Origin of the sequence: Pseudomonas sp. CBZ-4 (assembly GCF_000346755.1) — a bacterium.
Taxonomy (GTDB): Bacteria; Pseudomonadota; Gammaproteobacteria; order Pseudomonadales; family Pseudomonadaceae; genus Aquipseudomonas.
In genome coordinates, this window is the sequence record NZ_ANNV01000131.1 from 28,450 (window position 1) to 53,963 (window position 25,514).

Genomic DNA, 25,514 nt, shown 5'->3' on the forward strand with positions numbered 1-25,514 from the left:
ATGGGTATTGATCTTCCGCTGATCTGGGCCGTGATCATCATCTTCGGCATCATGATGTACGTGGTCATGGACGGCTTCGACCTGGGTATCGGCATCCTCTTTCCGTTTATCCCGGGCAAGGTTGACCGTGACGTGATGATGAACACCGTCGCCCCGGTGTGGGACGGCAACGAAACCTGGCTGGTCCTCGGTGGTGCGGCGTTGTTCGGCGCGTTCCCGCTGGCGTATTCGGTGGTGTTGTCGGCGCTCTACCTGCCGCTGATCCTGATGCTGATCGGCCTGATCTTCCGTGGCGTGGCCTTCGAGTTCCGCTTCAAGGCCAAGGACGACAAGCGTCACCTGTGGGACAAGGCGTTTATCGGCGGCTCGCTGGCGGCGACGTTCTTCCAGGGCGTGGCGCTGGGGGCGTTCATCGATGGCATCCCGGTGGTGGACCGCCAGTTCGCCGGCGGCTCGCTGGACTGGGCCACGCCCTTCACGATGTTCTGCGGTGTGGCGCTGATCGTGGCCTACGCGCTGCTGGGCTGTACCTGGCTGATCATGAAGACCGAAGGTTCGTTGCAGGAAAAGATGCACAACCTGGGGCGGCCGTTGGCCTTCGCACTGTTGGCGGTGATTGGCATTGTCAGTATCTGGACGCCGCTGGCGCACCCGGAAATCGCCGCACGCTGGTTCACCCTGCCGAATCTGTTCTGGTTCCTGCCGGTGCCGATCCTGGTGCTGGTGACCCTGTACGGCTTGATCCGCGCGGTGGCACGCAATGCGCACTACACGCCGTTCCTGCTGACGCTGGTGCTGATCTTCCTTGGCTACAGCGGCCTGGGGATCAGCCTGTGGCCAAACATCATCCCGCCGTCCGTGTCGATCTGGGATGCCGCCGCGCCGCCGCAAAGCCAGGGTTTCATGCTGGTGGGCACGTTGTTCATCATCCCGTTCATCCTGGGCTACACCTTCTGGAGCTACTACGTGTTCCGCGGCAAGGTCACCCACGAAGACGGTTATCACTAGGAGGGTCGTTCCATGTCCGGCAAACCTTCGTTGCACGAGATTGAACAGGCCGAGAAACAGCCACTGTGGCGGCGCCTGGGGTGGTTGGCGATGATCTGGACCGGCAGCGTGCTGGCCCTGTTTGTCGTGGCCAGCCTGATGCGCATGTTCATGAATGCGGCGGGCCTGAGCACACACTGACATCCCAACCGGGCTTGATGGCCCGGCCTTTCAACCCTGCCCCTCGCAAGAGCGGCAGGGTTTTTTTATTTGCGCGCTTTGAGGATCACGAATTTTGGCGTGGTGGCGACTTGTTCTACGCCGCGAAACAGGCGGGCCAGCTTGGTGTGATAACCCAAGTGACGGTTGCCGACGATATAAAGGGCGCCGCCCACCACCAACGTTTCCCGTGCCTGCTGGAACATGCGCCAGGCGAGGAAGTCGCCGACCACTTGCTGCTGGTGGAATGGCGGGTTGCACAGCACCACGTCCAGCGAGTCGGGCTCCTGGCCGGCCAGGCCGTCGGCGGCGCGCAGGATCACGTCACGTTGGCCGAGGGCGGCTTGCCAGTTTTCCTGCGCCGATTGCACGGCCATATAGGACTCGTCCACCAAGGTGTACTGCGCGTCGGGGTTGTGCAGGGCGCTGGCGATCGCCAATACGCCGTTGCCGCAACCCAGGTCTGCCACGCGGGCACTGCCGAGGTTTTTCGGCAGATGCGGCAGGAAGGCGCGGGTGCCGATGTCCAGGCCTTCGCGGCAGAACACGTTGGCATGGTTGAGCAGTTCGATGGCGGGCGCGTCCAGGGTGTAGCGGGTCGGGTAGGGCGAGACTGCGAGGGGCCGATCCTCAACGGTGGCGATCAACAGCCGCGCTTTTTTTACGGCGAGCGAGGCGTGCATCGGCCCGATATAACGCTCCAGCAACTCCCCGGCGGCCCGTGGCAAGTGCTTGATCATCGCCCCGGCGATGACTTCCGCGCCCGGGGCCAGTTGGCCTTGCAGGCGAATCAGTTGCTCTTCCAGCAACGCCAGGGTCTTGGGGACGCGGATCAGTACGCGGTCAAAAGGCCCGCTCGGCACCTGGCTGGCGGGGATGAATGGCACCGCATCGAATGCCTTGCCGTTGCGCGTGAGGTTTTTTTCCAGCCCCTGGGCCGCGAGAAAGGAGTCGCCGCTGGAGGTCACCTGCACCCGGCCTGCAAGGCTGGCCGCCAGGGCGCCAAAGCTGTCGTTGAGCACCAACACGCGTGTCGCGGCACTCGGCTGCTGCTGCGCCAGATGGTTGAGCAGGTACTCGTCGGCGGCATCGAAGGCTTGCAGCGGATCGTTGTGTTGTTCTGGCTGGCGGATCAGATCGAGCTGGGCGAAGGGGCTTTCGAGCAGGGGCATGGCGGGGAGGCTCTGGGTAATCGATGGGTGTTCGGCAGTCTTCGGCCAAACCGTCTGAGTGAACTGCGAGGCGACACCCGGGGGCTGCTTCAACACTCAGAATTGGCCGTAAATGTTACGTTTTTTCCGGCGGGATTACATGGGGTGTTTCTGTACGTGCTAGAGAAGCCCCGCTCTGGAAGCACAGAGAACGGCAGCGATCTTGTTTGTCACGCCCAGTTTCTTGGTTGCGCAGCCGATATGAAAGCCGACTGTCCGCGGCGAAATCGAGATAATGCTGGCGATTTCTTCCGCTGTCTTGCCCATGCCCGACCATCTGAGAATTTCCGTTTCTCGTGCTGTCAGCGTGTGCTGCGCCTTGGTGCTGGGTTTGTGTGCGTATTGCTGCGCGACGACAGCGTGCATTGCGTGACACAGCCACAACACGTTGCCGGCCTTTTCATACAGCTCCTGTGGGCTGACCTCACCGCAGCCGCGCCCCAGGGTCAGCATGCTGTAGACGCCCTGGAAGTCGTGCACAGGTTGCGTCCAGGCCTGGTGTACACCAAATGATTGGGCCAGCGACCACAAGCCAGGCGCCGTGCCGAAGGTTTTTTCCTCCCAGACGATGGGCAGTACGCAGCGTTTGCAGTGAGCGACAACAGGGTCTACTTCGAAGAAGTGCGCTTGTTGATAAAGATTGTTCCATCCATTCGGATAGTTGTTGATTTGGATCGGTTTGGTTTCGTTGTTGGGTACTTGAGAACTCATCGTAAAGGAACAATATTGGAAGTCGAGCTCACGGATATGGTGGGTGACCATGTCAAAGACAGTTTGAATCTCGTTTTTAGCTTCCAGTTTAGGGGGCTGAGTATTTCGCCAGTTCACCATTGGTAACTCTCCATGGGTTTCTACGTGGCGCGGGTACGTCCTCATTCCAGCGCTTCACGGAAATTAGTGTAGGACATGCCTTACACGGCAAAGTGAAAAAATCGTCAGTACGCTTAGCTGACACGGCGCTGATTTTTTGTACGAGAGATGGTTGTTTTGTATAGGAAGCGTAGAGGGAAGTTATTTTTTTATTGGATTTAAGGGGTTGTGAGCGGCATCAAAATGATGGCGTTTATATGAAGTGGTTAATCTGACTTTGGATTGGATGTGTGTTAATAGCCAAATATTTAGTCTGAGTAAAAGCTCCCGCTTTTCAGAAAACCGTCTTGACGGGTTGACACGTTTCAGCTGATTGCAAGCTGCCGCCGCTCTGCCCCGCAGCAATGCCAGTACAAATCAATGGTGTTTGCGCACACGGCTTTGAGAGAAACTAGGCGCCTGTGTAAAACGGAGTTCCCCATGACGGCCAGTGCTGAGAAATTTACCCGGCAGACCCTGCTCGACGTGCAATCGTTGACCCCTAGCCTCTTCACCCTGCGCACTACCCGCGACCCGGGCTTTCGTTTCACCGCTGGCCAGTTCGTGCGCCTGGGGGTGACCAAGGCGGATGGCAGCACCGTGTGGCGCGCTTATTCCATCGTGTCGTCGCCCTTTGACGAGCACCTCGACTTTTTTTCCATCGTTGTGCCCGGTGGCGAGTTCACCAGTGAGCTGAGTCGCCTGCAGGTGGGCGATACCTTGATGGTGGAGCGCCAGGCCACGGGCTTCCTGACCCTGAACCGTTTTGTCGACGGGCGTGACCTCTGGCTGCTGGGCACGGGTACCGGGGTGGCGCCGTTCCTGTCGATCCTGCAGGACTTCGAGGTCTGGGAGAAATTCGAGCGCATTGTCCTGGTGTATAGCGCCCGGGAAGCCAAGGAGCTGGCTTATCAATCGCTGATCAGGGAGTTGGGCGAGCGCGAATACCTGGCCGAGTACGCGCACAAGCTCATCTACATTCCCATCGTCACCCGCGAGCAGCACCCCGGCGCGTTGAATGGACGCATCACCACGCTGATCGAGAATGGCGAACTGGAGCAGGCGGCCGGCGTCGAGCTGACCTCGGAACACTCCCGCGTGCTGATTTGCGGCAATCCGCAGATGGTCGATGACACACGCCAGTTGCTCAAGCAACGCGATATGCAACTGAGCCTGAGCCGGCGTCCTGGCCAGGTGGCGGTGGAAAACTACTGGTAAAAAAAAGGCGCCTCGAAAGGCGCCTTTTTCATACCGGCTTCAGTTAAAGCGGTTTGTCGTTCTGTGCCTTGAGCAGATCGCGGATCTCACCCAGCAACACTTCTTCCTTGGTCGGCGTCGGCGGCAGGCTTGGCGCCACGGCCTCTTCACGCTTCAGGCGGTTGATGGCCTTCACGCCCATGAAGATCGCAAACGCGACGATCACAAAGTCGATCACGCTTTGGATGAACTTGCCGTACGCCAGCACCACCGCAGGCACGTCGCCTTGCGCGGCCTTGAGCGTTATCGCCAGGTCACCAAAGTCCACGCCACCGATCAACAGGCCGATGGGGGGCATCACCACGTCGCCTACAAACGAGGAAACAATTTTGCCGAAGGCTGCGCCGATGATGATACCGACGGCCATATCGACCACATTACCTTTGACCGCGAAGGCCTTGAACTCACTGATCACGCCCATAGGTTATTCCTTGTTACAGATGAGAAGGGTGGAGGTCAGTGTAAGTCAGTCGTAGAGGGCTTGCGCGACACAACTGTTAACACTGTTAGGTTTTATCGACACATTAAAACGCAAATAGTTTGCAAAGTGCCATCAATCGCGCGCGAATTACTCGTCATTTCAACGGCTTACCACATTATTTTCTCAATCGACCTGGTGGTGTTTTTCTATTTATCTTCCGGCTCCCGGGTCACTAGCCTCTGGCAAGCACAACTGAATGTGCACTAAAAAAACCAGAGGAAACCTCGATGAAGAACCCAATGAACCGCGGGCCTGTTTCAGCGCGATCCGTGCTGGTACTGGCAGCCGCCAGCCTGCTGTCCCTGTCGGTGCAGGCCGCCAACCTGACCCGCGACAACGGCGCTGCCGTTGGCGACAACCAGAACTCGCAAACCGCTGGCGCCAATGGCCCGGTACTTCTCCAGGACGTGCAGCTTATTCAAAAGTTGCAACGCTTCGATCGTGAACGCATCCCCGAGCGCGTGGTGCATGCCCGTGGCACCGGCGCCCACGGCACGTTCACCGTCACCGATAACCTCAGCGACCTGACCAAGGCCAAGGTGTTCGCGGCAGGCGAGGCGACTCCGGTATTCGTGCGCTTCTCGGCCGTGGTCCACGGCAATCACTCTCCGGAAACCCTGCGTGACCCACGTGGTTTCGCCACCAAGTTCTACACCGCTGAAGGCAACTGGGACCTGGTGGGCAATAACTTCCCGACGTTCTTTATCCGTGACGCCATCAAGTTCCCGGATATGGTCCATGCCTTCAAGCCGGACCCGCGCACTAACCTCGACGACGATTCCCGCCGTTTCGACTTCTTCTCCCATGTACCCGAGGCCACCCGTACATTGACCGAGTTGTACTCCGACTCCGGTACTCCGGCGAGTTATCGGGAAATGGACGGCAATGGCGTACATGCCTACAACTTGATCAATGCCAAGGGCGAAGTGCACTACGTCAAGTTCCACTGGAAGAGCCTGCAAGGCATCAAGAACCTTGATCCCAAGCAAGTTACCGAAGTGCAGGGGCGGGATTACAGCCACATGACCAACGACTTGGTCACCCATATCAACAAAGGCGACTTCCCCAAGTGGGACTTGTACGTGCAAGTGCTCAAGCCTGAGGACCTGGCCAAGTTTGACTTCGACCCGCTGGACGCCACCAAGATCTGGCCGAATGTTGCCGAGCGTAAAGTCGGGCAGATGGTGTTGAACCGCAACCCGGCGAACGTCTTCCAGGAAACCGAACAAGTTGCCATGGCCCCGGCCAACCTGGTGCCGGGCATCGAGCCTTCGGAAGACCGCCTGCTGCAAGGCCGGGTGTTTTCCTACGCCGACACCCAGATGTACCGCTTGGGCGCCAATGCCCTGCAACTGCCGATCAACGCACCTCGGGTGACCGTCAACAACGGCAACCAGGATGGCGCGATGAACTTCGGCAAGACCACCAGCGGCGTGAACTACCAGCCAAGCCGCCTGCTGCCACGGGAGGAACCGCAAGCCGCACGCTACAGCCAGTCGCCACTGGCGGGCAGCACCCAGCAAGCGAAGATCCAGCGTGAGCAGAACTTCAAGCAGGCTGGCGATTTGTACCGCTCCTTCAGTAAGAAAGAGCGTCAGGACTTGATCGAAAACTTCGGCGGCTCCCTGGCAACCACCGATGACGAGAGCAAGCACATCATCCTGTCGTTCCTCTACAAGGCAGACCCTGAGTACGGCACCGGCGTGGCCAAGGTCGCCAAGGGTGACCTGGCGCGCGTGAAGGCGTTGGCAGACAAACTGACGGACTGATCCGTCGGTCACGGCCGGCGCCCTTGATCGGGCGCTGGCCTTTTGGCAGGAGAACACCCATGCGTATTTCCATCGGACTGCTGCTGGCCATGCTGGCCTTTGTTGCCCAGGCCGGGCCCCCCGAACCGGCCGCCCTCAAGGCGCAGTTGCAGGACTACTATTTCGACGCGGCGCGCCGTGGCGATCTCGACATGCTCAACACCTTCATCGACGCCGGCTACAGCCTCAATACCCAGGACGATAAAGGCTACACCGCGCTGATCCTGGCGGCTTACCACGGCCAAGGCCCGTTCGTGGAGCGCTTGCTCACTGCCGGCGCCGATGCGTGTGTGCAAGACAACCGTGGCAACACGGCGCTGATGGGCGCGATCTTCAAGGGCGAGCTGAACATCGCCCAGCGCCTGCTGGGCACCGACTGCAATCCCGACCAACGCAATGGCGCCGGGCAGACGGCGGCGATGTACGCCGGGTTGTTCAACCGTCTTGAACTGCTGGACGAGCTCAAAGCCAAGGGCGCTGATCTCAACGCCGAAGACCCGGTCGGCAACAGTGCGTCACGCTTGGCCAGCGGTGAAATTCGGACCCCGGCAGCGCGCTGAGCTATCATCGCGGTTTTTCGGTTGGAGGTTCTCGAATGGCAAAGGCCAAGCGCATGTACGGCTGCACAGAGTGCGGCGCGACCTTTCCCAAGTGGGCCGGCCAATGTGGCGAGTGTGGTGCGTGGAACACCCTCACTGAGACCATGATCGAAAGCGGTGGCGCTGCGGCACCTACCGGGCGTGCGGGCTGGACCGGGCAGCAGGCGCAGATCAAGACGCTGGCCGAAGTCAGCGTCGAAGAGATTCCGCGCTTTTCCACCGCCTCCGGCGAGCTGGACCGCGTCCTCGGCGGCGGCCTGGTGGACGGCTCGGTGGTGCTGATCGGCGGCGACCCCGGCATCGGCAAATCCACCATCCTCCTGCAAACCCTGTGCAGCATCGCCAGCCGCATGCCGGCGTTGTACGTCACGGGGGAAGAATCCCAGCAACAAGTGGCCATGCGCGCCCGTCGCCTGGGCTTGCCCCAGGACCAACTGCGGGTGATGACCGAAACCTGCATCGAAAGCATCATCGCCACGGCACGGATCGAAAAGCCCAAGGTCATGGTGATCGACTCGATCCAGACCATTTTCACCGAACAACTGCAATCGGCGCCGGGTGGCGTGTCCCAGGTGCGTGAGAGTGCGGCGCTGCTGGTGCGCTATGCCAAGCAGAGTGGCACGGCGATCTTCCTGGTCGGGCATGTGACCAAGGAGGGCGCGCTGGCCGGGCCTCGGGTGCTGGAACACATGGTGGATACCGTGTTGTATTTCGAGGGCGAGTCCGACGGCCGCCTGCGGTTGCTGCGGGCGGTGAAGAATCGCTTTGGGGCGGTCAACGAACTGGGGGTGTTCGCCATGACGGACCGGGGGCTGAAAGAAGTCTCCAACCCATCGGCGATTTTCCTCACGCGCGCCCAGGAAGAAGTCCCCGGCAGCGTGGTGATGGCAACGTGGGAAGGCACCCGGCCCATGCTGGTGGAAGTGCAGGCGCTGGTGGATGACAGTCATCTGGCCAATCCGCGCCGCGTCACCCTGGGCCTGGACCAGAACCGCCTGGCGATGCTGCTGGCGGTGTTGCATCGCCATGGTGGCATTCCGACCCATGACCAGGACGTGTTCCTCAACGTGGTGGGCGGGGTCAAGGTGCTGGAGACCGCGTCCGACCTGGCGTTGATGGCCGCGGTGATGTCCAGCTTGCGCAACCGGCCGTTGCCGCACGACCTGCTGGTGTTTGGTGAGGTTGGCCTGTCGGGCGAGGTGCGCCCGGTGCCGAGTGGCCAGGAGCGGTTGAAAGAGGCGGCCAAGCATGGCTTCAAGCGGGCCATCGTGCCCAAGGGCAACGCGCCGAAGGAGTCGCCGCCGGGGATTCAGATTATTGGCGTGACGCGGTTGGAGCAGGCGTTGGATGCGCTATTCGAGTGATCCCCAATCCTTCAGGCAATGCTGTTCCCTGTGGGAGCTGGCTTGCCTGCGATTGCGGTGGGTCAGCTAAGCAAGTGCAAGCTGGTGCGCCGCCATCGCAGGCAAGCCAGCTCCCACAGTTGATTTATGATGCTTGTCAGGTCTCCAGCAGTGCCGCCAACTCCCGGTGCAGCTCTTCCTCATCGCCAAGGTTCAACTCGATCAACCTTCGCAAGTGACTGATCGAATCCAGGTCAATGTGCTGGCACACAAACCCCAATTGCCCATGATCCTCATGGGTCAGCCGTACCTGCATCTTGATAGGGGTCTTGGGGTCCAGGCGTATATCGACATCGAACGGTAATGCCTTGTTGCCCTTCCAGTCCTCGGGTCGTTGCGCCAACAAACCCTTTAACGACAAATCCACCAATTGCACTGGCCATTCCCGGCCGTTTTGCCGAAGTTCGGTCTTGGCATCAAAGGCGATCCGCCGGAAACGACGGCGATCAGACGCTTGCTCGGTCATGGTGAAACCCTCTGGAGATAGGGGGATTGTAGCCCTGCGCCATCACTGGCCCGATATTTCTGCTTTTTTTGCCCGCAGAAGGCTCTAGACCAACGTAGGGGGGTGGTCTTTAAAGCCAACAGCGCTAAACTCGGAACGGCTGTCCTTTCTGTCCACCCTGGCTGGAATATAAAAATGAAAAATAATAATAGCCTGCTACGCCACCTACCCTGGCTGGTGCTGGCAATCGTAGGAGCGTGCGCCCTTGGCGTAGTGGCCTTGCGCCGCGGCGAGGCGATCAACGCCTTGTGGATTGTGGTCGCTGCTGTGGCCATCTACCTGGTTGCATACCGCTACTACAGCCTGTTCATCGCGAATAACGTGATGCAACTCGATCCACGGCGGGCGACCCCCGCAGTGATCAACAACGACGGTCTGGACTATGTGCCGACCAACAAACACATCCTTTTCGGTCACCACTTTGCGGCGATTGCCGGTGCAGGCCCCCTGGTCGGCCCGGTACTGGCGGCGCAAATGGGCTACCTGCCCGGCACGCTGTGGCTGATTGCCGGCGTGGTGCTAGCCGGTGCGGTGCAGGACTTCATGGTCCTGTTCCTGTCCACCCGTCGCAACGGCCGTTCCCTGGGGGATATGGTGCGCGAAGAGATGGGCCGCATTCCGGGGACCATCGCGCTGTTCGGCTGCTTCCTGATCATGATCATCATCCTCGCGGTGCTGGCGCTGATCGTGGTCAAGGCCCTGGCCGAGAGCCCGTGGGGCATCTTCACGGTGATGGCGACCATCCCGATCGCGATGTTCATGGGCATCTACATGCGCTACATCCGCCCGGGCCGCATCGGCGAGATTTCGATCATCGGCGTACTGTTGCTGCTGGGTTCGATCTGGCTGGGCGGGCAGATTGCGGCTGACCCGGTGTGGGCCAAGGCCTTCACCTTCACCGGCATTCAAATCACCTGGATGCTGATCGGCTACGGTTTCGTCGCCGCGGTATTGCCGGTGTGGCTGATCCTGGCGCCGCGTGACTACCTGTCTACCTTCCTGAAAATCGGCACGATCATCGCCCTGGCCATTGGCATCCTGGTCACCATGCCCGACCTGAAAATGCCGGCGCTGACCCAGTTCATCGACGGCACCGGCCCGGTGTGGAAGGGCGGCCTGTTCCCGTTCCTGTTCATCACCATCGCCTGTGGCGCGGTCTCGGGTTTCCATGCGCTGATCTCCTCGGGCACCACGCCCAAGTTGCTGGCCAATGAAAGCCATGCCCGCTACATCGGTTACGGCGGCATGTTGATGGAGTCGTTCGTGGCCATCATGGCGATGGTTGCCGCTTCGGTGATCGAGCCGGGCGTGTACTTCGCCATGAACAGCCCGGCCGCCGTGGTTGGTGCGGACGTGGTCACCGTGGCGCAAACCGTCAGCAGCTGGGGCTTTGCGATCACGCCGGAGGCGCTGCAAGCAGTGGCCCATGACATCGGCGAAACCACCATCCTGGCCCGTGCCGGCGGTGCGCCGACGTTGGCGGTGGGGATCGCGCAGATCCTGCACAGTGTGCTGCCGGGTGAAAACACCATGGCGTTCTGGTACCACTTCGCGATCCTGTTCGAAGCGCTGTTCATCCTTACCGCAGTTGACGCCGGTACCCGTGCCGGTCGCTTCATGCTGCAAGACCTGCTGGGTTCCTTCGTGCCGGCGCTGAAACGCACCGAATCGTGGACCGCCAACCTGATCGCGACCGCCGGTTGCGTGGCAATGTGGGGTTACCTGCTGTACCAAGGTGTGATCGACCCACTGGGCGGCATCAACACCTTGTGGCCGCTGTTCGGTATCTCCAACCAGATGCTGGCAGGCATCGCGCTGATGCTGGCGACGGTTGTGCTGATCAAAATGAAACGCCAACGCTACATCTGGGTGACCATGCTGCCAGCCGTCTGGCTGCTGATCTGCACCACCACCGCAGGCTTCATCAAGCTGTTCGACGCCAACCCGGCGATCGGCTTCCTGTCGCTGGCGAAGAAGTACAGTGATGCCCTGGCCAACGGCCAGATCCTCGCTCCGGCGAAGAGCATCGACCAGATGCAGCACGTGATCTACAACGCGTACACCAACGCAACGCTGACGGCGATGTTCCTGTTCGTGGTGTTCAGCATCCTGTTCTATGCGCTCAAGGTCGGCGTCGCCGCCTGGGGCAATAAAGAACGTACGGATAAAGAAGCCCCGTTCCAGGCCCAGCCGGACGCGTGATAGAGGATTGCAGCCATGTTCAATGACATCAGTCGCCTCGGTAAATACCTCGGTCAGGCCGCGCGCCTGATGGTCGGCATGCCCGACTACGACACGTACGTCGAGCATATGCAAACCAAGCACCCGGACAAGCCGATGATGGACTACAAGACGTTCTTCCGGGAACGTCAGGAAGCCCGTTACGGCGGCAAGGGTGGGCCCAAGTGCTGTTGAGTTAACGCAATATCCCCTGTGTGAGCAGGGCTTTATGTGGGAGCTGGCTTGCCTGCGATAGCATCACCTCGGTCTGACTGAAAAACCGAGTTGTCTGCATCGCAGGCAAGCCAGCTCCCACATTTGTTTTGTGTGCCTTCATTATTCCTTCATCAAAAGGAGCATTTTTTGTCCTCTCCCATCCCCGTCACCATCCTCAGCGGCTTCCTCGGCGCCGGCAAGACCACCTTGCTGCGCCACCTGCTCAAGGCCGAGCACGGCCTGAAAATCGCCGTGATCGAAAACGAATTCAGTGACGCCGGTATCGACACCCAGCTGTTGGGCGCAGAGCCGGTACAAGTCATGACCCTGTCCAACGGCTGCGTGTGCTGCACCATCCACACCGACCTGACCAAAGCCCTGTACCTGCTGCTCGAACGCCTGGACAGCGGCGAGATCGCCTTCGACCGCCTGGTGATCGAGACCACCGGCCTGGCCGACCCGGCACCGGTGGCGCAGACCTTTTTCATCGACGAGGAACTGCGTGAGCGCTACATCCTCGACGGCATCATCACCCTGGTGGACGCGGCCCACGCCGAGCATCACCTGACCCAGACCATCGCCCAGGCCCAGATCGGCTTTGCCGACCGCCTGCTGGTGAGCAAGCGCGACCTGGTGGATGACGCCACCTTCGACGCCCTCAGCGAGCGCCTGACGCGCATCAACCGGCGTGCGCCGATTCGTGTGGTGGACCACGGCAACATCGACCTTGCCGAATTGCTCGACGTGCGTGGCTTCAACCTCAACGCCGGCATGAGCCTGCGACCGGTGAGCAAGGCGCCGTCTATCGACCGCATCTCCAGCCTGGTGCTGCGCACCGACCAGCCGCTGGATATCGATCGCCTCAGCGAGTTCATGAACGCGCTGCTGGAAGATCACGGCAAGCAACTGCTGCGCTACAAGGGCGTGCTGAATATTGCCGGGGAAGACCGCCGGATGGTGTTCCAGGGCGTGCTCAAGCTCTACGGGTTCGATTGGGATACCGAATGGGCCGAGGGCGAGGCGCGGGAGAGTGTGATTGTGTTTATTGCCGACGAATTGCCGGAAGACAAGATTCGCGAGGGTTTTGCCCGCGTCTACCAATCCTGACTTGAAATCCGATCCACTGTGGGAGCTGGCTTGCCTGCGATAGCGGACTGTCAGTTAGCCCATCAGCGGCTGATACACCGCTATCGCAGGCAAGCCAGCTCCCACAGGTGACCGTGTTTCACTTTTCGATTGGGTATAAAAAGCCCGGCTCAAGAGCCGGGCTTTTCATTCAAGCAACTGCAATCAAGCGCCGTATACCGGCAGCTTCTTGCAGATGGCCTTGACCTTCTCACGGACCGCGTCGATCACGGCTTCGTTGTTCAGGTCAGCCAGGATGTCGCAGATCCAGCCAGCCAGTTCCTTGCACTCTGCTTCCTTGAAGCCACGAGTGGTCACAGCCGGAGTGCCGAAGCGCAGGCCGGAGGTGACGAACGGCGAACGTGGGTCGTTCGGCACGGAGTTTTTGTTCACGGTGATGAAGGCTTTGCCCAGGGCAGCGTCAGCATCTTTACCGGAGATGTCCTGCTTGATCAGCGACAGCAGGAACAGGTGGTTTTCAGTACCGCCGGACACCACGTCAAAACCGCGCTCGATGAACACGCTGGCCATGGTCTGGGCGTTCTTCACCACTTGTTGCTGGTAGGTCTTGAACTCAGGCTGCAGTGCTTCCTTGAAGCAGATCGCTTTGGCGGCGATCACGTGCTCCAGCGGGCCACCCTGGGCGCCCGGGAATACGGCGGAGTTCAGCTTCTTCTCGATGTCGGCGTTGGCGCGCGCCAGGATCAGGCCGCCACGTGGACCGCGCAGGGTCTTGTGGGTAGTGGTGGTCACTACGTCAGCGTAAGGCACCGGGTTCGGGTAGACGCCAGCGGCGACCAGACCGGCCACGTGGGCCATGTCGACGAACAGGTAAGCGCCAACCTTGTCGGCGATAGCGCGGAAACGTGGGAAATCCAGGATCTGCGAGTAGGCAGAGAAACCGGCCACGATCATTTTTGGCTTGTGTTCAACTGCCAGGCGCTCGACTTCGTCGTAGTCGATCAGGCCGTTGGCATCGATACCGTATTGAACGGCGTTGTACAGCTTGCCCGAGGAGGAAACGCTGGCGCCGTGGGTCAGGTGACCGCCGTGGGCCAGGCTCATGCCCAGGATGGTGTCGCCGCCTTGCAGCAGGGCCAGGTACACGGCGCTGTTGGCTTGGGAACCGGCGTGTGGCTGGACGTTGGCGTAATCGGCGCCGAACAGTTCCTTGGCACGGTCGATGGCCAACTGCTCAACCACGTCGACGTACTCGCAACCGCCGTAGTAGCGCTTGCCTGGGTAGCCTTCGGCGTACTTGTTGGTCAGAACCGAACCCTGAGCCTCCATGACCGCTGGGCTGGTGTAGTTTTCCGAAGCGATCAGCTCAATGTGCTCTTCCTGGCGCACGGCTTCTTGCTCCATGGCGGCAAAGAGATCGGCGTCGTACTTGGCAATAGTCAAATCACGGCTGAACATGGCGGTCCTCAAGGATCGGGGGCAGAAAAGGAGGGCATTCTAACCCAATGGGTTTTAGATGGCATATGAAAGGACATCATGTCGCGGACAAGTGGGGCTCATCTGGGGATAAGTGGTGCTTGTACCGGCCTCATCGCAGGCAAGCCAGCTCCCACACTTGATCGGGTTCACACAGTCCAAATGTGGGAGCGGGCTTGCCCGCGATGAGGCCAGCAGCCTCACCACAAAGTCTCAGTCGAACATGAACAGCGCATCATTACTGAACTGCGCCTCAAACCGACTCGCCGGCATCGGCCGCCCGAACAGATACCCCTGCACCTCATCGCAACCATGCTCACGCAGGAAGTCCAGCTGCTCATGGGTCTCCACGCCCTCGGCGATCACCGCCAGGTTCAGGCTGTGGGCCATGGCGATAATGGCGCGGGCGATCTGCGCGTCCTGTTCGCCAGACGGCAGGCCATCGACAAAGGTGCGGTCGATCTTCAACACGTCGATGGGGAATTGCTTGAGGTAGTTGAGCGACGAATAGCCGGTGCCGAAGTCATCCACGGCAATGCTCAAGCCCAGGTTTTTCAGGCTGTCGAGGATATGCATGGCTTCGTTGACTTCGCGCATCAGGATACTTTCGGTCAGCTCCAGCTCCAGGCACGCCGGCGGCAGGCCGGTGTCTTCCAGGATGCTGGCGATGCGCTCGCCCAGTTGACCGTCGGAGAACTGCCGCGCCGAGATGTTCACCGAGACTTTCGGCACGCGCACCTTGTTCTGGTGCCAGGTCTTGAGCTGGCGGCAGGCTTCGCTGATGACCCAGTCGCCGACGTCCACCACCAGGCCCAGTTCTTCCAGCACCGGGATAAAGTCCCCTGGCGGCACCAGCCCGCGACGGGGATGACGCCAGCGCAGCAGGGCTTCGGCGCCGGTCAAACGTTTGCCATCGCCGCTGAACTGCGGCTGGTAATAGAGCACGAATTCGTTCTGGTCCAGGGCGTGGCGCAGGTCGCTTTCCAGCTCCAGGCGTTCCAGGGCGCTGGCGTTCATGTCGGCCTGGTAGAACTGGAAGTTGTTCTTGCCGCGCTCCTTGGCGTGATACATCGCAGTGTCGGCGTTTTTCATCAGCTGGCTCAGCTCATTGCCGTCCTGCGGGCTGAGGGCGATGCCGATACTGGCCGTGACAAAGAACTCGCGACCCTCCAGCACAAACGGCTTCACCAGGCTGGCGAGGATCTGCTCGGCCACATGGATCGCGCGGTTCAGCGCCATCTCGCGGCTGATGCGCGGTTGCAGCAGCAAGGTGAACTCGTCGCCGCCCATGCGCGCCACGGTGTCGTCTTCGGCGACGCAACCGAGCAGGCGCGTCGCCATTTCCTTGAGCATGCGGTCGCCGGCGGCGTGGCCCAGGGAGTCGTTGATCGGTTTGAAGCGGTCAAGGTCGAGGAACATCAGCACCACCCACGACTTCTGCCGCTCGGCCGACTGCAACGCGGTGTGCAGGCGGTCCTGGAACAGCGTGCGGTTGGGCAGGTGGGTCAGGGCGTCGTAATAGGCCAGGCGGTGGATGCGCTGCTCGCTGGCCTTGCGCTCGCTGATATCGCTGAAGAAGCACACGTAGCTGGCCAGGTCGCCTTCGTCGTCGAACACGGCAGTGATGCCGACCCACGCCGGGTAATGCTCGCCGTTGCGGCGCTTGAGCCACACTTCGCCTTCCCAGGTGCTGTGCTGGTGCAACTGCTTGAGCACGTAGCGCAGATGGGCTTCCTGCTGCTCGTCGACGGTGAGCATGTTTGGTAACTGGTCGAGCACATCCGCCACGCTGTAGCCACTGACGCGGCTGAACGCGTCGTTGGCCTGCACGATGTAGCCAGCGGGGTCGGTGATCAGGATCGCCGAAGTGGAGTGTTCGAATACCGTGGCCGCCATGCGCAGGTCTTTCTCGGCGCGGCGTTGCTGGCTGATGTCGCGGCCGACGCCGAGGATGCCTTCGAACGTACCGTGTTCATCCCACACCAGCACCAGGCGCAGTTCGATCGGCACTTTGCGCCCGTCGGCGCGCAGGCAGTCAAACAGGAACAGCTGGGTTTGCGCTTCGTCGCGCAGCTTGGCCAGCGCGTCGGTGTCGCCGAGGGCGCGGCTGACCTGTTCCACCAGGCTATAGATGCCGCTCAGTTGCTGCGGGTTGGCGATGATCGATTGCCAGCCGTTCTTGAACACCCAATCCACGTCATAACCCAGCACGGCGTTGACCGAGGGGCTGATGTAGTTGAGGGCCAGTTGGCTGTCGGTGGAGCAGATCACGTCGCTGATGCTTTCGGCGAGCATGCGGTAGCGCTGTTCGCTGTCGCGCAGGGATTCGCTGGCTTCGATCTGGTCGGTGATGTCCTTGGCCACGCCGATGATGCGCGTGACTTGCGCCGCCTTGTCTCGGGCCAGGGCCTGCTCGCGGATATCGAAGCGGCGCCACTGGTTATTGCGGTGACGGAAGCGCAGCTGGCATTGCAGCTGCGTCGAATAGCCGGCCTGGCGCTGCTGCTGGCGCAGGTCGTGGTAGCGCTCGGCGTCTTCGGGATGCAGCAGGATTTCCCAGAAGTACTCACCCATTTGCTGCAGTTCGGCCTTGTTATAGCCGAGGGTGTGGCCCAGGTGGTGGTTGCTGAAAATCATGCGCTGGCTGATCACGTCCTGCACATACAGGTGGTCGGGCACGGTGCGCACCACGTCCGACCAGAAACTCTCGCGTTCCACCAGCGACAACTCGATCAGCTTGCGGCTGGTGATGTCGCTGATGCTCAGGATCACGGCCTTGAAGTCGTCCTGCTGCTCCGGCAGGCGCATCACCAGCCACAGGTATTGTTCGTTGCCGGCGACGTCGTTGAGCTGGATTTCCAGCTCCAGTTGCTTCTGTTCGGTCAGGACCGCTTCGAGCACCTGGTAGCCGATGGCCGTGGCGTTGCGCGGGCAATCATCGATCAGGCGTTCCCAGGCCTCTTCGCACGAGCCGACGTTGAGCAGGCGCACCGCGACCTGGTTGACCTCGGTGATGCGCAGTTCCTTGAGCAACTGCTGGCGCTGCTCGCGGTTGCCTTGCAGCCAGTCGTGCAACTGCTCGCGGGTTTGCAGGCGGGCCTTGTCGAAAAACGCGTTGAGCCCCGACAGGTCGAGCACGCACAGGGCCACGCCGGTGCCTTCGAAAATATCCTGGTAACGCCGCCGGCCCTCGTGCACCTGGCGCTGGCGGCGGCGCATGTTGACCAGTACGAGCACCGGGATCAGCGAGAACGCCAGGCCCAGCAGGCATTTGCCGATAAAGGCCGGCAGCAGTTCTTCCAGTACGGCGGTGCGGTCGAACAGCCCGCGTAATTGCCAGTCGCTTTTGCTCAGGGGGGTGACGAGTACGCTTTTGTTCAGTTCGTCCGGGGTCAACGCAGAGGACCATTGCGCCGGCATGCCGCTGTCACGGCTGACCACGCGGTGGTTCAGGCGGTTTTCGATGGCCCACATCGGCCGCTGGCCCTGGCCGTCCTGGCGGGTCAGGTTGACCAGGTAGTTCGGCGCCAGGCGCAGCGCCCAGTAGACCCGTGAGCCGCCGCTGGGCTGGTGCAGCAACAGGTAGATGATAGTGCCGTCGCTGCTGTTGCTCAGGTAATAAGGCTGGGAATGGCTGCGCTGCACCAGCTCTTCGAGCCAGGCAGCGTCCTGGCTGTCGCTGGCGCTGTCACTGATCATGGCGCCGCTGGGGGCGAGCAGGGCGATGCTGCGCAACTCCGGCAGGGAGCGCTGCAAGGTGTGCATCAAGGCTTGCTGCTGTTCGTTGTTGCGCGGCGGCTCGACCATCGGCAGCAGGTTCAGGGCGATTTTTGCGCTCAGGGCCATGTTCAGGCTGATCTGCTCAGCCAGGTCGGCGCTGTAGTCGATGGTGTATTGCTGCTGGTTTTTCTGGTTTTGCTGCAACTGGTCCAGCAACTGCCAGAACAATAAGGCGAGCAACATGAGGACAAGCGTCGCCAATGCGCCTTTCAAGGTGCCGTGCAGGGGTGCTCCCGGCGCTATGTGAGCGGCGCGCAGAGGAGTGGGCGGCGTGACTTTGGACAAGCTGTGATCCTGCGGGTTGGCTGGACTGGCGTGCGGCACGCACTATAAGCCGGACGCCGAAGGGCGGCTAGCATGCCTTGAGTTGTGGCAAAGTGCCAGCCCCGCTTGGCTGGACTGACCAAGCGCATTCAGGTAGCTTTGCCGGTTACGCGAGGGCGTTCCAGCCCCAGACATTCAGGCTTTTTTCCGCACGCAGGCATTGATCATCGTCAACGGCCCGCGCGGCGCATGGCCTGACACGGGCTTCGCCCGCTTAATTCATCAGTCACTGACGCTAGGTTCACCATGGCTCAATACGTCTTCACCATGCATCGGCTGGGAAAAGTTGTTCCGCCGAAGCGGGAAATCCTGAAAAACATTTCGCTGTCCTTCTTCCCTGGCGCCAAGATCGGCGTGCTCGGCCTCAACGGTTCGGGTAAGTCCACGCTGCTGAAAATCATGGCCGGCGTCGATACCGAGTTCGAAGGCGAAGCCCGCCCGATGCCCGAGCTGAACATCGGTTACCTGCCGCAAGAGCCGATCCTGGACCCGACCAAGACCGTGCGCGAAGTGGTGGAAGAAGCCGTCGCCGTGATCAAGAACGCCCAGGCGCGCCTGGACGAGGTCTACGCGGCTTACGCTGACGAAGACGCCGACTTCGACAAACTGGCCGCTGAACAGGCCAAGCTCGAAGCGATCCTGCAGGCGGGCGATGGCCACAACCTGGAGCGCCAGCTCGAAGTGGCCGCCGACGCCCTGCGCCTGCCGGCGTGGGACGCCAAGGTCGAATTCCTGTCCGGTGGCGAGAAGCGTCGTGTGGCCCTGTGCCGCCTGCTGCTGTCGGCCCCCGACATGCTGCTGCTCGACGAACCAACCAACCACTTGGACGCCGATTCCGTCGCCTGGCTGGAACATTTCCTCCACGACTTCCCGGGCACTGTGGTTGCGATCACGCACGACCGTTACTTCCTGGACAACGTTGCCGGCTGGATCCTCGAGCTCGACCGTGGCGCCGGTATCCCTTACGAGGGCAACTACTCCGGTTGGCTGGAAGCCAAGTCCGACCGCCTGGCCGCCGAATCCAAGCAGCAATCGGCCCACGAAAAAGCCATGAAGGAAGAACTGGAGTGGGTGCGCAAAGGCGCCAAGGCCCGCCAGTCGAAATCCAAGGCACGTCTGCAACGCTTCGAAGAAATGCAATCGCAGGAATTCCAGAAGCGTTCGGAAACCAACGAGATCTACATCCCGGCCGGTCCGCGCCTGGGTGACAAGGTCATCGAGTTCAAGAACGTGTCCAAAGGTTATGGCGACCGCGTGCTGATCGACAACCTGTCGTTCTCCATGCCAAAAGGCGCGATCGTCGGCGTTATTGGTGGTAACGGTGCGGGTAAATCCACACTGTTCCGCATGCTGATGGGCAAGGAAACCCCGGACTCCGGCAGCATCGAGATCGGCGAAACCGTGCAACTGGCCTGTGTGGACCAGAGCCGCGAAGACCTCGACGGCAGCAAGACCGTGTTCCAGCAGATTTCCGACGGTTCCGACCAGATCCGCATCGGCAACTATGAAATCCCGTCGCGTACCTATGTTGGTCGTTTCAACTTCAAGGGGGGCGACCAGCAGAAGTTCGTCAAGGACCTGTCCGGTGGTGAGCGCGGTCGCTTGCACCTGGCCCTGACCTTGAAAGAGGGCGGCAACGTCCTGCTGCTCGACGAACCGTCCAACGACCTCGACGTTGAAACCCTGCGTTCCCTGGAAGAGGCCCTGCTGGACTTCCCGGGCGCCGCCATTGTGATCTCTCACGATCGGTGGTTCCTTGACCGCGTCGCGACCCACATCCTGGCGTACGAAGACGACTCGCAAGCGGTGTTCTTCGAAGGTAACTACACCGAGTACGAAGCGGACCGTAAGAAGCGCTTGGGCGATGCTGCTGCCCAGCCGCACCGCGTGCGTCACAAAAAACTGGCCTGATTCGGGTTGGTGGTTTGAAAAAGCGGAGCCTTCGGGCTCCGTTTTTTTTGCGTGCGGTTTGGCGTTTCGAGGGGCGAGCCGTGTCGGCTTTTCCGACGGGCTCCAGCGAGCTCGATACCTGTGACACGCCAGTCCCAATCTCTAGCATGAGCAGCTATTACTTATGGAGGAGCAGGGGTATGCGTTACTTGACAGTGGTCGGCCAGGATCGAAGCGGAAACGACAAAATCGACACGGTGAACCTGTATTTTTACCAGAAGCAGGGTTCGGCCCCCGACCAGTTGATCCATCATGCCCTGGCGGTCGATCTGACCGGTGATGCAAAAGTCGATGTCCAGTGTGCCGGCGACATCGACTTCGATGGCAACCCGAGCGTGCAGGATAGGTTCATGCTCAAGCAGTTCGCTGACGACTTCCTCAAGCTCAAATGGCTTAATCAGCACGCCCTGATGCGGCGGATCCTGACCCTTTCGGTCGAGCACTTCGGTAGCGACGGCAAACCGAGTAGTGTGCGGCTGGAGTTCACCGAGCAACTGGGGCTCAACGGGCGAACCGTCACCACCTATAAAGCCGCGGCCTATGACAGCGACGGCGACCATGTGCTGGACACATTCTCTGATATCGACGTGGATAAAAATGGCATTGCCGACGAAGTCGACAGATCCCTCATCGACGAGTTGAGTCGTGGCTTTCTCAAGTTCAATTGGTATCAGGCGCCTGCCGCGTGTGGCCATTGAGGCGGTGAGTCCGGCGTGGCTTGAGGTGGCGTCTATACGGGGGCAAAGACGGGGTCTGCGATCCCCGTTTGGGTGCATGAAAGCCCTGGATTTCCGGTTTATTTATATCAAATGCACCATTTAAATTCACAAAGGCGACATTTTGCCCTGTCGCAGTGCGACATGAATTGATAAAGTCCGGCCCAATCTCATTTAAAAACAATCAATTTGCCGAGACTTTTCCATGATCGAATCCGTCGAATCCTTCCTTGCCCGCCTGAAGAAACGCGACCCGGACCAGCCAGAATTCCACCAGGCCGTAGAAGAAGTCCTACGCAGCCTGTGGCCGTTTCTGGAGTCCAATCCGCATTACCTGACCTCGGGTATCCTGGAGCGCATCTGCGAGCCGGAACGTGCGATTACCTTCCGGGTGTCGTGGGTGGATGATCATGGCAAGGTCCAGGTCAATCGCGGTTTCCGTATCCAGATGAACAGCGCCATCGGCCCCTACAAAGGCGGCCTGCGCTTCCACCCGTCGGTGAACCTGGGCGTGCTGAAATTCCTCGCCTTCGAGCAGACTTTCAAGAACTCCCTGACCTCGCTGCCCATGGGCGGCGGCAAAGGCGGCTCGGACTTCGACCCCAAGGGCAAGAGCGACGCCGAAGTCATGCGCTTCTGCCAGTCCTTCATGAGCGAACTGTACCGCCACATTGGCGCCGACGTGGACGTACCGGCCGGCGATATCGGCGTGGGTGCCCGCGAGATCGGCTTCCTGTTCGGCCAGTACAAGCGCCTGAGCAACCAGTTCACCTCGGTGCTGACCGGCAAGGGCATGACCTACGGCGGCAGCCTGATCCGCCCGGAGGCCACCGGTTTCGGTTGCGTGTACTTCGCCGAAGAAATGCTCAAGCGCGACGGCCTGCGGGTTGAAGGCAAGCGCGTGGCGGTATCCGGTTCCGGCAACGTGGCGCAATACGCGGCGCGCAAGGTCATGGACCTGGGCGGCAAAGTGATTTCCCTGTCCGACTCCGAAGGCACCCTGTACGCCGAAAGTGGTTTGACCGAAGAGCAGTGGTCGGCGCTGCTGGAGTTGAAGAACGTCCAGCGTGGTCGCATCAGCGAATTGGCCGAGCGTTTCGGCCTGGAGTTCCGCAAGGGCCAGGCCCCGTGGGAGCTGGCCTGCGACATCGCGCTGCCTTGCGCGACCCAGAACGAACTCGACGCCGACGCCGCCCGCACCTTGCTGCGCAATGGCTGCCTCTGCGTGGCCGAAGGCGCCAACATGCCGACCACGCTGGCGGCTGTGGATATCTTTATCGAGGCAGGCATCCTGTTTGCCCCGGGCAAGGCATCCAACGCCGGCGGCGTGGCCGTGAGCGGCCTGGAAATGTCGCAGAACGCCATGCGCCTGCTGTGGACCGCCGGTGAAGTGGACAGCAAGCTGCACAACATCATGCAGTCGATCCACCACGCGTGCGTGCACTACGGCGAAGAAAACGGCCGGATCAACTACGTGAAGGGCGCGAACATCGCCGGCTTTGTGAAAGTGGCTGATGCGATGTTGGCGCAAGGCATCGTCTAAACCTCAGGGTCGATGCGCAACACTTCGATCAGCTGATCGCCAACGGGGCGTTTCCACAGCACCTCGTCACCCACCTGGGCCCCGAGCAATGCGCGGCCCAGGGGCGAGCCCCAGTTGATCAGGCCCGCCGCAGCGTCAGCCTGGTCCTCACCGACCAACTGAATACGCTGCTGCGCGTCCTGCTCGTTGGCGAAAGTCACCCAGCTGCCGATCTGCACCTTCTCGCTGGAGGTGGCCGGCGGTACGACCAGGGCGCTCAGCACCCGCAGGTTGAAGTAGCGCAAGTCCCGCTCCAGGTCGGCCTGGCGTTGTTTATCGCCTTTGGCTGATTCGAGGCTGTAGGCGTGCTGCAACTGTGCAACCTTGGCTTGCAACTGCGCCAACCCTTGCGCAGTGACACGGTTGGGCTGACCACTGACCTGACGCTCCACCGGCTGATCAGCCTGGGCGGCGGCGTTGTCCTCATTCACAAAAGCTCGGCTCATGACAGTCTCCCTCAATGGAGTTTCGGCCATATTCGCTGCGCTTTAGTTTCAGTGGATGTCTGAAAGCGACCTATTGCGAACGATAGGCCCTGGCGGCATCGCGGTCTTTCTCATGCTGCCAGGCGCGCTCACGGTCGTCCCAGTGATTGTCCTTGTAGTCGCGCAGCTCTTCGTTCTCACGCATGGCCTTGCACTGGCGAAAGCCGTCTTCCCAACCTTCGGCGTACTCGCGGTCTTTCAGGTAACGCGGGACGTTCTTGCGAAACTCCCCGGTAATCACGCCAGCCGCCTGGCGACCGCTGCTGCAACCGTCGTCAAAGCCATCGGCGAATGCCGGTGGATAACCTTTGGCCAATAAGTCCTGATGGGTTGATTGGCAACCCGCCAGCCACATCACCGAACACAGCAATACCGCATACCGCCACATGACAGACTCCCTGGCCGGTTCCCGGCTGATAGGGAGAAGTCTAGATAGAGGATTGTCGGGGTGGTGTGAAAGGAAGGTGATAATGGTGTTTGGTGCTAGGTGGTCCAGTTGCCCGGGTGACGCGATCAAGCAGTATTGGTACGGAGCAAATGTGGGAGCGGGCTTGCCCGCGATAGCAGTGGGTCAGTCAGTGGGTACTTGGCTGAAACATCGCTATCGCGGGCAAGCCCGCTCCCACATTTTGGATCTTTGCTGAGTTTTATAGTTGGGTCACGCGTAGTAACCCACCGTTTTTTTCAGCTGATCCGCGTACTCGTAAATCTCATCGATGGACGAAATCGCATGCCGGGTTTCATTCTTTTCTTCGTCAAATACTCCGAGGTATTTCTGACTACGATTGAAGTGAAGGCGACAAATCGGCTTGCGATTGTTGTCGTCCAGCAATATCCCGAAATAGCTTTGGGTATCCCGCTGAACAATGCGTTTGGCATCGACCACAGAGCGCACAACTGCCCGTACGATGTGATAGCCCTCCAGTTCTTCCAGTGTTGTCAGAATTTTGTCTTCTGATTCGTCTCTATCTTGCGCTTCTGTATTTGCACCGTTTGAGACGGGGATTGAAGCCATCGTCGGTTGGATCACACCACTCATCGCCGACTTGAGGCGATCGTTGATTTGGTCGTTTAAAAACTGGGCAAGCGCTTTTCGTGTCAGTTCGAAAAACTGCTCACGCACTTTCTGTGTGATGACGCCCTCGTAAACACGGGAAGCGAAGAATTTCACGAAGTCGTCTTCTGGTTTGCTGACCTGGGTGCCGATGAGCTTTTTCAGTTGGCTGACATATTTCAGTTCTCCTGCGGCATTGATGATTGAATCAACATCGAATGCCGACTTGGTGAGTTTGATCAACTCGGGAACCGAATACTCATCAATGTCCAACAAGTCCAGTTCTAGAAACGGCTTTTCGTCCATTTTGTTCGGGGCGTCCAAGTCTGTGAAAAACCGGTAGACCTGGCCGTTGGTGAGAATTGAGATTCTTGCGCTGGTGACGTGAAAGTAACGAAAGAGCTGTGATGCGTGATTGATGCTCAATGACTCGCCAATTTTTTTGCATTCGATGAGTATTTGGACCTCACCGTCTTTCATGATCGCGTAGTCGATTTTTTCGCCTTTCTTTGTGCCCACATCACAGACAAATTCGGGCATCACCTCCTGCGGATCAAACACGTCGTAGCCCAACACCGTGTTGATAAAAGGCATTACGAAAGCATTCTTTGTCGCTTCTTCGGTTTGAATGGCAGGGCCTTGTAGCCGAACCTTTGCTGCCAGACTGGTGAGCTTTTCAAAAAATTCCATACTAAGCCTCTACCTATTCGGATCCGTGTATAGATGTGGTGGCAATATGATTGCCACCCGAGACTAGACTCAAATCCCCATAAAGCGAGGCTCAGTCTGAGCAAGTTAAGGATCGTTCAAAAAAGCTAAAAAAACTTCAGAGATTTCTTGCTTGTTAATCAGTGGGTTGGATGCGGCTCAGGGTTTTCTGTGCAGGCGAACAAATTTGTTAATTCTTAACTGACTTCTCCGAGCGCCGCATGCTCAGCCAATTCCTGCTGGATAAACGCCGCGATCATGGCGCGATAGACCTGTTCGGTGACGTCCGGGTTGGCGCCCACGGTATTGGACAGGTTGCGCACTTTGGCGATGACCTGTTCAACCCGCTGCGGGGCCTTGACGCTGTCGGTGTCTTTTTTGAAGCGAGCGGCTTGGGAGACGTATTGGCCGCGTTCGGCGAGCAGGGTGACGATTTGCTGGTCGAGGCGGTCGATGTTGCTGCGGACTTCGTCGAGGGTGGTGCAGGTAACGGCCATGTTGTTGGAACTCCCTGATAGCTATCTGAATAACCGTAGACCCATGTGGGAGCGGGCTTGCCCGCGATTGCAGTGTGTCAGTCACTGGAGACTTGGCTGAT

At 59.9% G+C, this 25,514-nt stretch carries 22 protein-coding genes; 12 read left to right on the forward strand and 10 right to left on the reverse strand.

The features are described 5' to 3' along the window. Together cydB and B348_RS1000000131100 are read left to right on the forward strand one after the other, a co-directional pair. On the forward strand, positions 1-1,008 hold the full coding sequence (cydB, locus tag B348_RS0117715) for a cytochrome d ubiquinol oxidase subunit II (RefSeq protein WP_017737409.1): 1,008 nt from the start codon (positions 1-3) through the stop codon (positions 1,006-1,008). A 12-nt stretch (positions 1,009-1,020) separates the two neighbouring features. Further along, positions 1,021-1,188: a DUF2474 domain-containing protein gene (locus B348_RS1000000131100; RefSeq protein ID WP_017737410.1), complete on the forward strand. Its 168-nt coding sequence runs from the start codon at positions 1,021-1,023 to the stop codon at positions 1,186-1,188. Between the two features lie 65 nt (positions 1,189-1,253). On the opposite strand, the gene B348_RS0117725 is transcribed toward B348_RS1000000131100, so the two are convergent. Both B348_RS0117725 and B348_RS0117730 read right to left on the reverse strand, forming a co-directional pair. Beyond that, positions 1,254-2,378, reverse strand: coding sequence for a methyltransferase (locus B348_RS0117725; protein WP_017737411.1), 1,125 nt, complete (start codon positions 2,376-2,378; stop codon positions 1,254-1,256). Between the two features lie 159 nt (positions 2,379-2,537). Further along, positions 2,538-3,248: a LuxR family transcriptional regulator gene (locus B348_RS0117730; protein WP_017737412.1), complete on the reverse strand. Its 711-nt coding sequence runs from the start codon at positions 3,246-3,248 to the stop codon at positions 2,538-2,540. A 459-nt stretch (positions 3,249-3,707) separates the two neighbouring features. Here B348_RS0117730 and B348_RS0117735 point away from each other — a divergent pair, with 459 nt between their 5' ends. Continuing rightward, positions 3,708-4,484: a ferredoxin--NADP reductase gene (locus B348_RS0117735; RefSeq protein ID WP_017737413.1), complete on the forward strand. Its 777-nt coding sequence runs from the start codon at positions 3,708-3,710 to the stop codon at positions 4,482-4,484. 43 nt (positions 4,485-4,527) lie between these two features. On the opposite strand, the gene mscL is transcribed toward B348_RS0117735, so the two are convergent. Continuing rightward, positions 4,528-4,944 carry a large-conductance mechanosensitive channel protein MscL gene (gene mscL, locus B348_RS0117740; RefSeq protein WP_017737414.1) on the reverse strand — a complete coding sequence of 139 codons (417 nt, stop codon included), beginning with the start codon at positions 4,942-4,944 and terminating at the stop codon, positions 4,528-4,530. A 287-nt stretch (positions 4,945-5,231) separates the two neighbouring features. Between mscL and katB the strand changes: the two genes are divergently transcribed. From katB to radA, 3 genes are read left to right on the forward strand one after another with little or no spacing between them, the layout of a single operon-like run. Continuing rightward, entirely contained in the window at positions 5,232-6,773 is a 1,542-nt protein-coding gene (gene katB / locus B348_RS0117745; RefSeq protein ID WP_026136861.1) for a catalase KatB, read from the forward strand. Positions 6,774-6,832: 59 nt separating this feature from the next. After that, the gene (locus B348_RS0117750) at positions 6,833-7,372 is read left to right on the forward strand and encodes an ankyrin repeat domain-containing protein (RefSeq protein WP_017737416.1); all 540 of its coding nucleotides are present in this window, start codon (positions 6,833-6,835) and stop codon (positions 7,370-7,372) included. A gap of 35 nt (positions 7,373-7,407) precedes the next feature. After that, complete coding sequence (gene radA, locus B348_RS0117755) at positions 7,408-8,775, forward strand: DNA repair protein RadA (RefSeq protein WP_017737417.1); 1,368 nt, start codon at positions 7,408-7,410, stop codon at positions 8,773-8,775. 136 nt (positions 8,776-8,911) lie between these two features. Here the strand turns inward: radA and B348_RS0117760 are convergent, their stop codons facing one another. Further along, complete coding sequence (locus B348_RS0117760; RefSeq protein WP_017737418.1) at positions 8,912-9,280, reverse strand: PilZ domain-containing protein; 369 nt, start codon at positions 9,278-9,280, stop codon at positions 8,912-8,914. Positions 9,281-9,454: 174 nt separating this feature from the next. Here B348_RS0117760 and B348_RS0117765 point away from each other — a divergent pair, with 174 nt between their 5' ends. The 3 genes from B348_RS0117765 (at position 9,455) to yjiA (ending at position 12,862) form a co-directional block, all read left to right on the forward strand. Continuing rightward, positions 9,455-11,521 (forward strand): carbon starvation CstA family protein, encoded by a 2,067-nt coding sequence (locus B348_RS0117765; RefSeq protein WP_026136862.1) that lies wholly within the window; start codon positions 9,455-9,457, stop codon positions 11,519-11,521. 15 nt (positions 11,522-11,536) lie between these two features. Beyond that, on the forward strand, positions 11,537-11,734 hold the full coding sequence (locus B348_RS0117770; RefSeq protein ID WP_017737420.1) for a YbdD/YjiX family protein: 198 nt from the start codon (positions 11,537-11,539) through the stop codon (positions 11,732-11,734). A gap of 168 nt (positions 11,735-11,902) precedes the next feature. Continuing rightward, complete coding sequence (yjiA, locus tag B348_RS0117780; protein WP_017737422.1) at positions 11,903-12,862, forward strand: GTPase; 960 nt, start codon at positions 11,903-11,905, stop codon at positions 12,860-12,862. A gap of 183 nt (positions 12,863-13,045) precedes the next feature. Here yjiA and glyA read toward each other — a convergent pair whose 3' ends face one another. Both glyA and B348_RS0117790 read right to left on the reverse strand, forming a co-directional pair. Next, the gene (glyA, locus tag B348_RS0117785; protein WP_017737423.1) at positions 13,046-14,299 is read right to left on the reverse strand and encodes a serine hydroxymethyltransferase; all 1,254 of its coding nucleotides are present in this window, start codon (positions 14,297-14,299) and stop codon (positions 13,046-13,048) included. 231 nt (positions 14,300-14,530) lie between these two features. Beyond that, positions 14,531-18,382 carry a bifunctional diguanylate cyclase/phosphodiesterase gene (locus B348_RS0117790; RefSeq protein WP_026136863.1) on the reverse strand — a complete coding sequence of 1,284 codons (3,852 nt, stop codon included), beginning with the start codon at positions 18,380-18,382 and terminating at the stop codon, positions 14,531-14,533. A 285-nt stretch (positions 18,383-18,667) separates the two neighbouring features. Here B348_RS0117790 and ettA point away from each other — a divergent pair, with 285 nt between their 5' ends. From ettA to gdhA, 3 genes are all read left to right on the forward strand, one after another. Further along, the gene (gene ettA, locus B348_RS0117795; RefSeq protein WP_017737425.1) at positions 18,668-20,332 is read left to right on the forward strand and encodes an energy-dependent translational throttle protein EttA; all 1,665 of its coding nucleotides are present in this window, start codon (positions 18,668-18,670) and stop codon (positions 20,330-20,332) included. A 179-nt stretch (positions 20,333-20,511) separates the two neighbouring features. Further along, positions 20,512-21,069: a hypothetical protein gene (locus B348_RS0117800; protein ID WP_017737426.1), complete on the forward strand. Its 558-nt coding sequence runs from the start codon at positions 20,512-20,514 to the stop codon at positions 21,067-21,069. A gap of 223 nt (positions 21,070-21,292) precedes the next feature. After that, positions 21,293-22,630 (forward strand): NADP-specific glutamate dehydrogenase, encoded by a 1,338-nt coding sequence (gene gdhA / locus B348_RS0117805; RefSeq protein WP_017737427.1) that lies wholly within the window; start codon positions 21,293-21,295, stop codon positions 22,628-22,630. Here gdhA and B348_RS0117810 read toward each other — a convergent pair. The 4 genes from B348_RS0117810 to B348_RS0117825 form a co-directional block, all read right to left on the reverse strand. Continuing rightward, entirely contained in the window at positions 22,627-23,115 is a 489-nt protein-coding gene (locus B348_RS0117810; protein WP_017737428.1) for a GreA/GreB family elongation factor, read from the reverse strand. The two genes, gdhA and B348_RS0117810, sit on opposite strands and share 4 nt — an antisense overlap. 70 nt (positions 23,116-23,185) lie before the next feature. Beyond that, on the reverse strand, positions 23,186-23,542 hold the full coding sequence (locus B348_RS0117815) for a hypothetical protein (RefSeq protein ID WP_017737429.1): 357 nt from the start codon (positions 23,540-23,542) through the stop codon (positions 23,186-23,188). Positions 23,543-23,812: 270 nt separating this feature from the next. After that, positions 23,813-24,898, reverse strand: a complete 1,086-nt coding sequence (locus B348_RS0117820) for a type I restriction endonuclease (RefSeq protein WP_017737430.1) — start codon at positions 24,896-24,898, stop codon at positions 23,813-23,815. 215 nt (positions 24,899-25,113) lie between these two features. Beyond that, positions 25,114-25,413 (reverse strand): chorismate mutase, encoded by a 300-nt coding sequence (locus tag B348_RS0117825; protein WP_017737431.1) that lies wholly within the window; start codon positions 25,411-25,413, stop codon positions 25,114-25,116. Between the last annotated feature and the right edge of the window lie 101 nt (positions 25,414-25,514).

What these genes read in the sequence shown, in the direction of transcription:
- B348_RS0117750 (WP_017737416.1), top strand. Translation starts at nt 6,833, where the DNA reads ATGCGTATTTCCATCGGACTGCTGCTGGCCATGCTGGCCTTTGTTGCC.
- B348_RS0117730 (WP_017737412.1), bottom strand. Translation starts at nt 3,248, where the DNA reads ATGGTGAACTGGCGAAATACTCAGCCCCCTAAACTGGAAGCTAAAAAC.
- radA (WP_017737417.1), top strand. Translation starts at nt 7,408, where the DNA reads ATGGCAAAGGCCAAGCGCATGTACGGCTGCACAGAGTGCGGCGCGACC.
- cydB (WP_017737409.1), top strand. Translation starts at nt 1, where the DNA reads ATGGGTATTGATCTTCCGCTGATCTGGGCCGTGATCATCATCTTCGGC.
- B348_RS0117765 (WP_026136862.1), top strand. Translation starts at nt 9,455, where the DNA reads ATGAAAAATAATAATAGCCTGCTACGCCACCTACCCTGGCTGGTGCTG.
- katB (WP_026136861.1), top strand. Translation starts at nt 5,232, where the DNA reads ATGAAGAACCCAATGAACCGCGGGCCTGTTTCAGCGCGATCCGTGCTG.
- B348_RS0117825 (WP_017737431.1), bottom strand. Translation starts at nt 25,413, where the DNA reads ATGGCCGTTACCTGCACCACCCTCGACGAAGTCCGCAGCAACATCGAC.
- glyA (WP_017737423.1), bottom strand. Translation starts at nt 14,299, where the DNA reads ATGTTCAGCCGTGATTTGACTATTGCCAAGTACGACGCCGATCTCTTT.
- B348_RS0117820 (WP_017737430.1), bottom strand. Translation starts at nt 24,898, where the DNA reads ATGGAATTTTTTGAAAAGCTCACCAGTCTGGCAGCAAAGGTTCGGCTA.
- B348_RS0117800 (WP_017737426.1), top strand. Translation starts at nt 20,512, where the DNA reads ATGCGTTACTTGACAGTGGTCGGCCAGGATCGAAGCGGAAACGACAAA.
- B348_RS0117760 (WP_017737418.1), bottom strand. Translation starts at nt 9,280, where the DNA reads ATGACCGAGCAAGCGTCTGATCGCCGTCGTTTCCGGCGGATCGCCTTT.
- mscL (WP_017737414.1), bottom strand. Translation starts at nt 4,944, where the DNA reads ATGGGCGTGATCAGTGAGTTCAAGGCCTTCGCGGTCAAAGGTAATGTG.
- B348_RS0117810 (WP_017737428.1), bottom strand. Translation starts at nt 23,115, where the DNA reads ATGAGCCGAGCTTTTGTGAATGAGGACAACGCCGCCGCCCAGGCTGAT.
- B348_RS0117770 (WP_017737420.1), top strand. Translation starts at nt 11,537, where the DNA reads ATGTTCAATGACATCAGTCGCCTCGGTAAATACCTCGGTCAGGCCGCG.
- ettA (WP_017737425.1), top strand. Translation starts at nt 18,668, where the DNA reads ATGGCTCAATACGTCTTCACCATGCATCGGCTGGGAAAAGTTGTTCCG.
- B348_RS1000000131100 (WP_017737410.1), top strand. Translation starts at nt 1,021, where the DNA reads ATGTCCGGCAAACCTTCGTTGCACGAGATTGAACAGGCCGAGAAACAG.
- B348_RS0117725 (WP_017737411.1), bottom strand. Translation starts at nt 2,378, where the DNA reads ATGCCCCTGCTCGAAAGCCCCTTCGCCCAGCTCGATCTGATCCGCCAG.
- B348_RS0117815 (WP_017737429.1), bottom strand. Translation starts at nt 23,542, where the DNA reads ATGTGGCGGTATGCGGTATTGCTGTGTTCGGTGATGTGGCTGGCGGGT.
- gdhA (WP_017737427.1), top strand. Translation starts at nt 21,293, where the DNA reads ATGATCGAATCCGTCGAATCCTTCCTTGCCCGCCTGAAGAAACGCGAC.
- B348_RS0117735 (WP_017737413.1), top strand. Translation starts at nt 3,708, where the DNA reads ATGACGGCCAGTGCTGAGAAATTTACCCGGCAGACCCTGCTCGACGTG.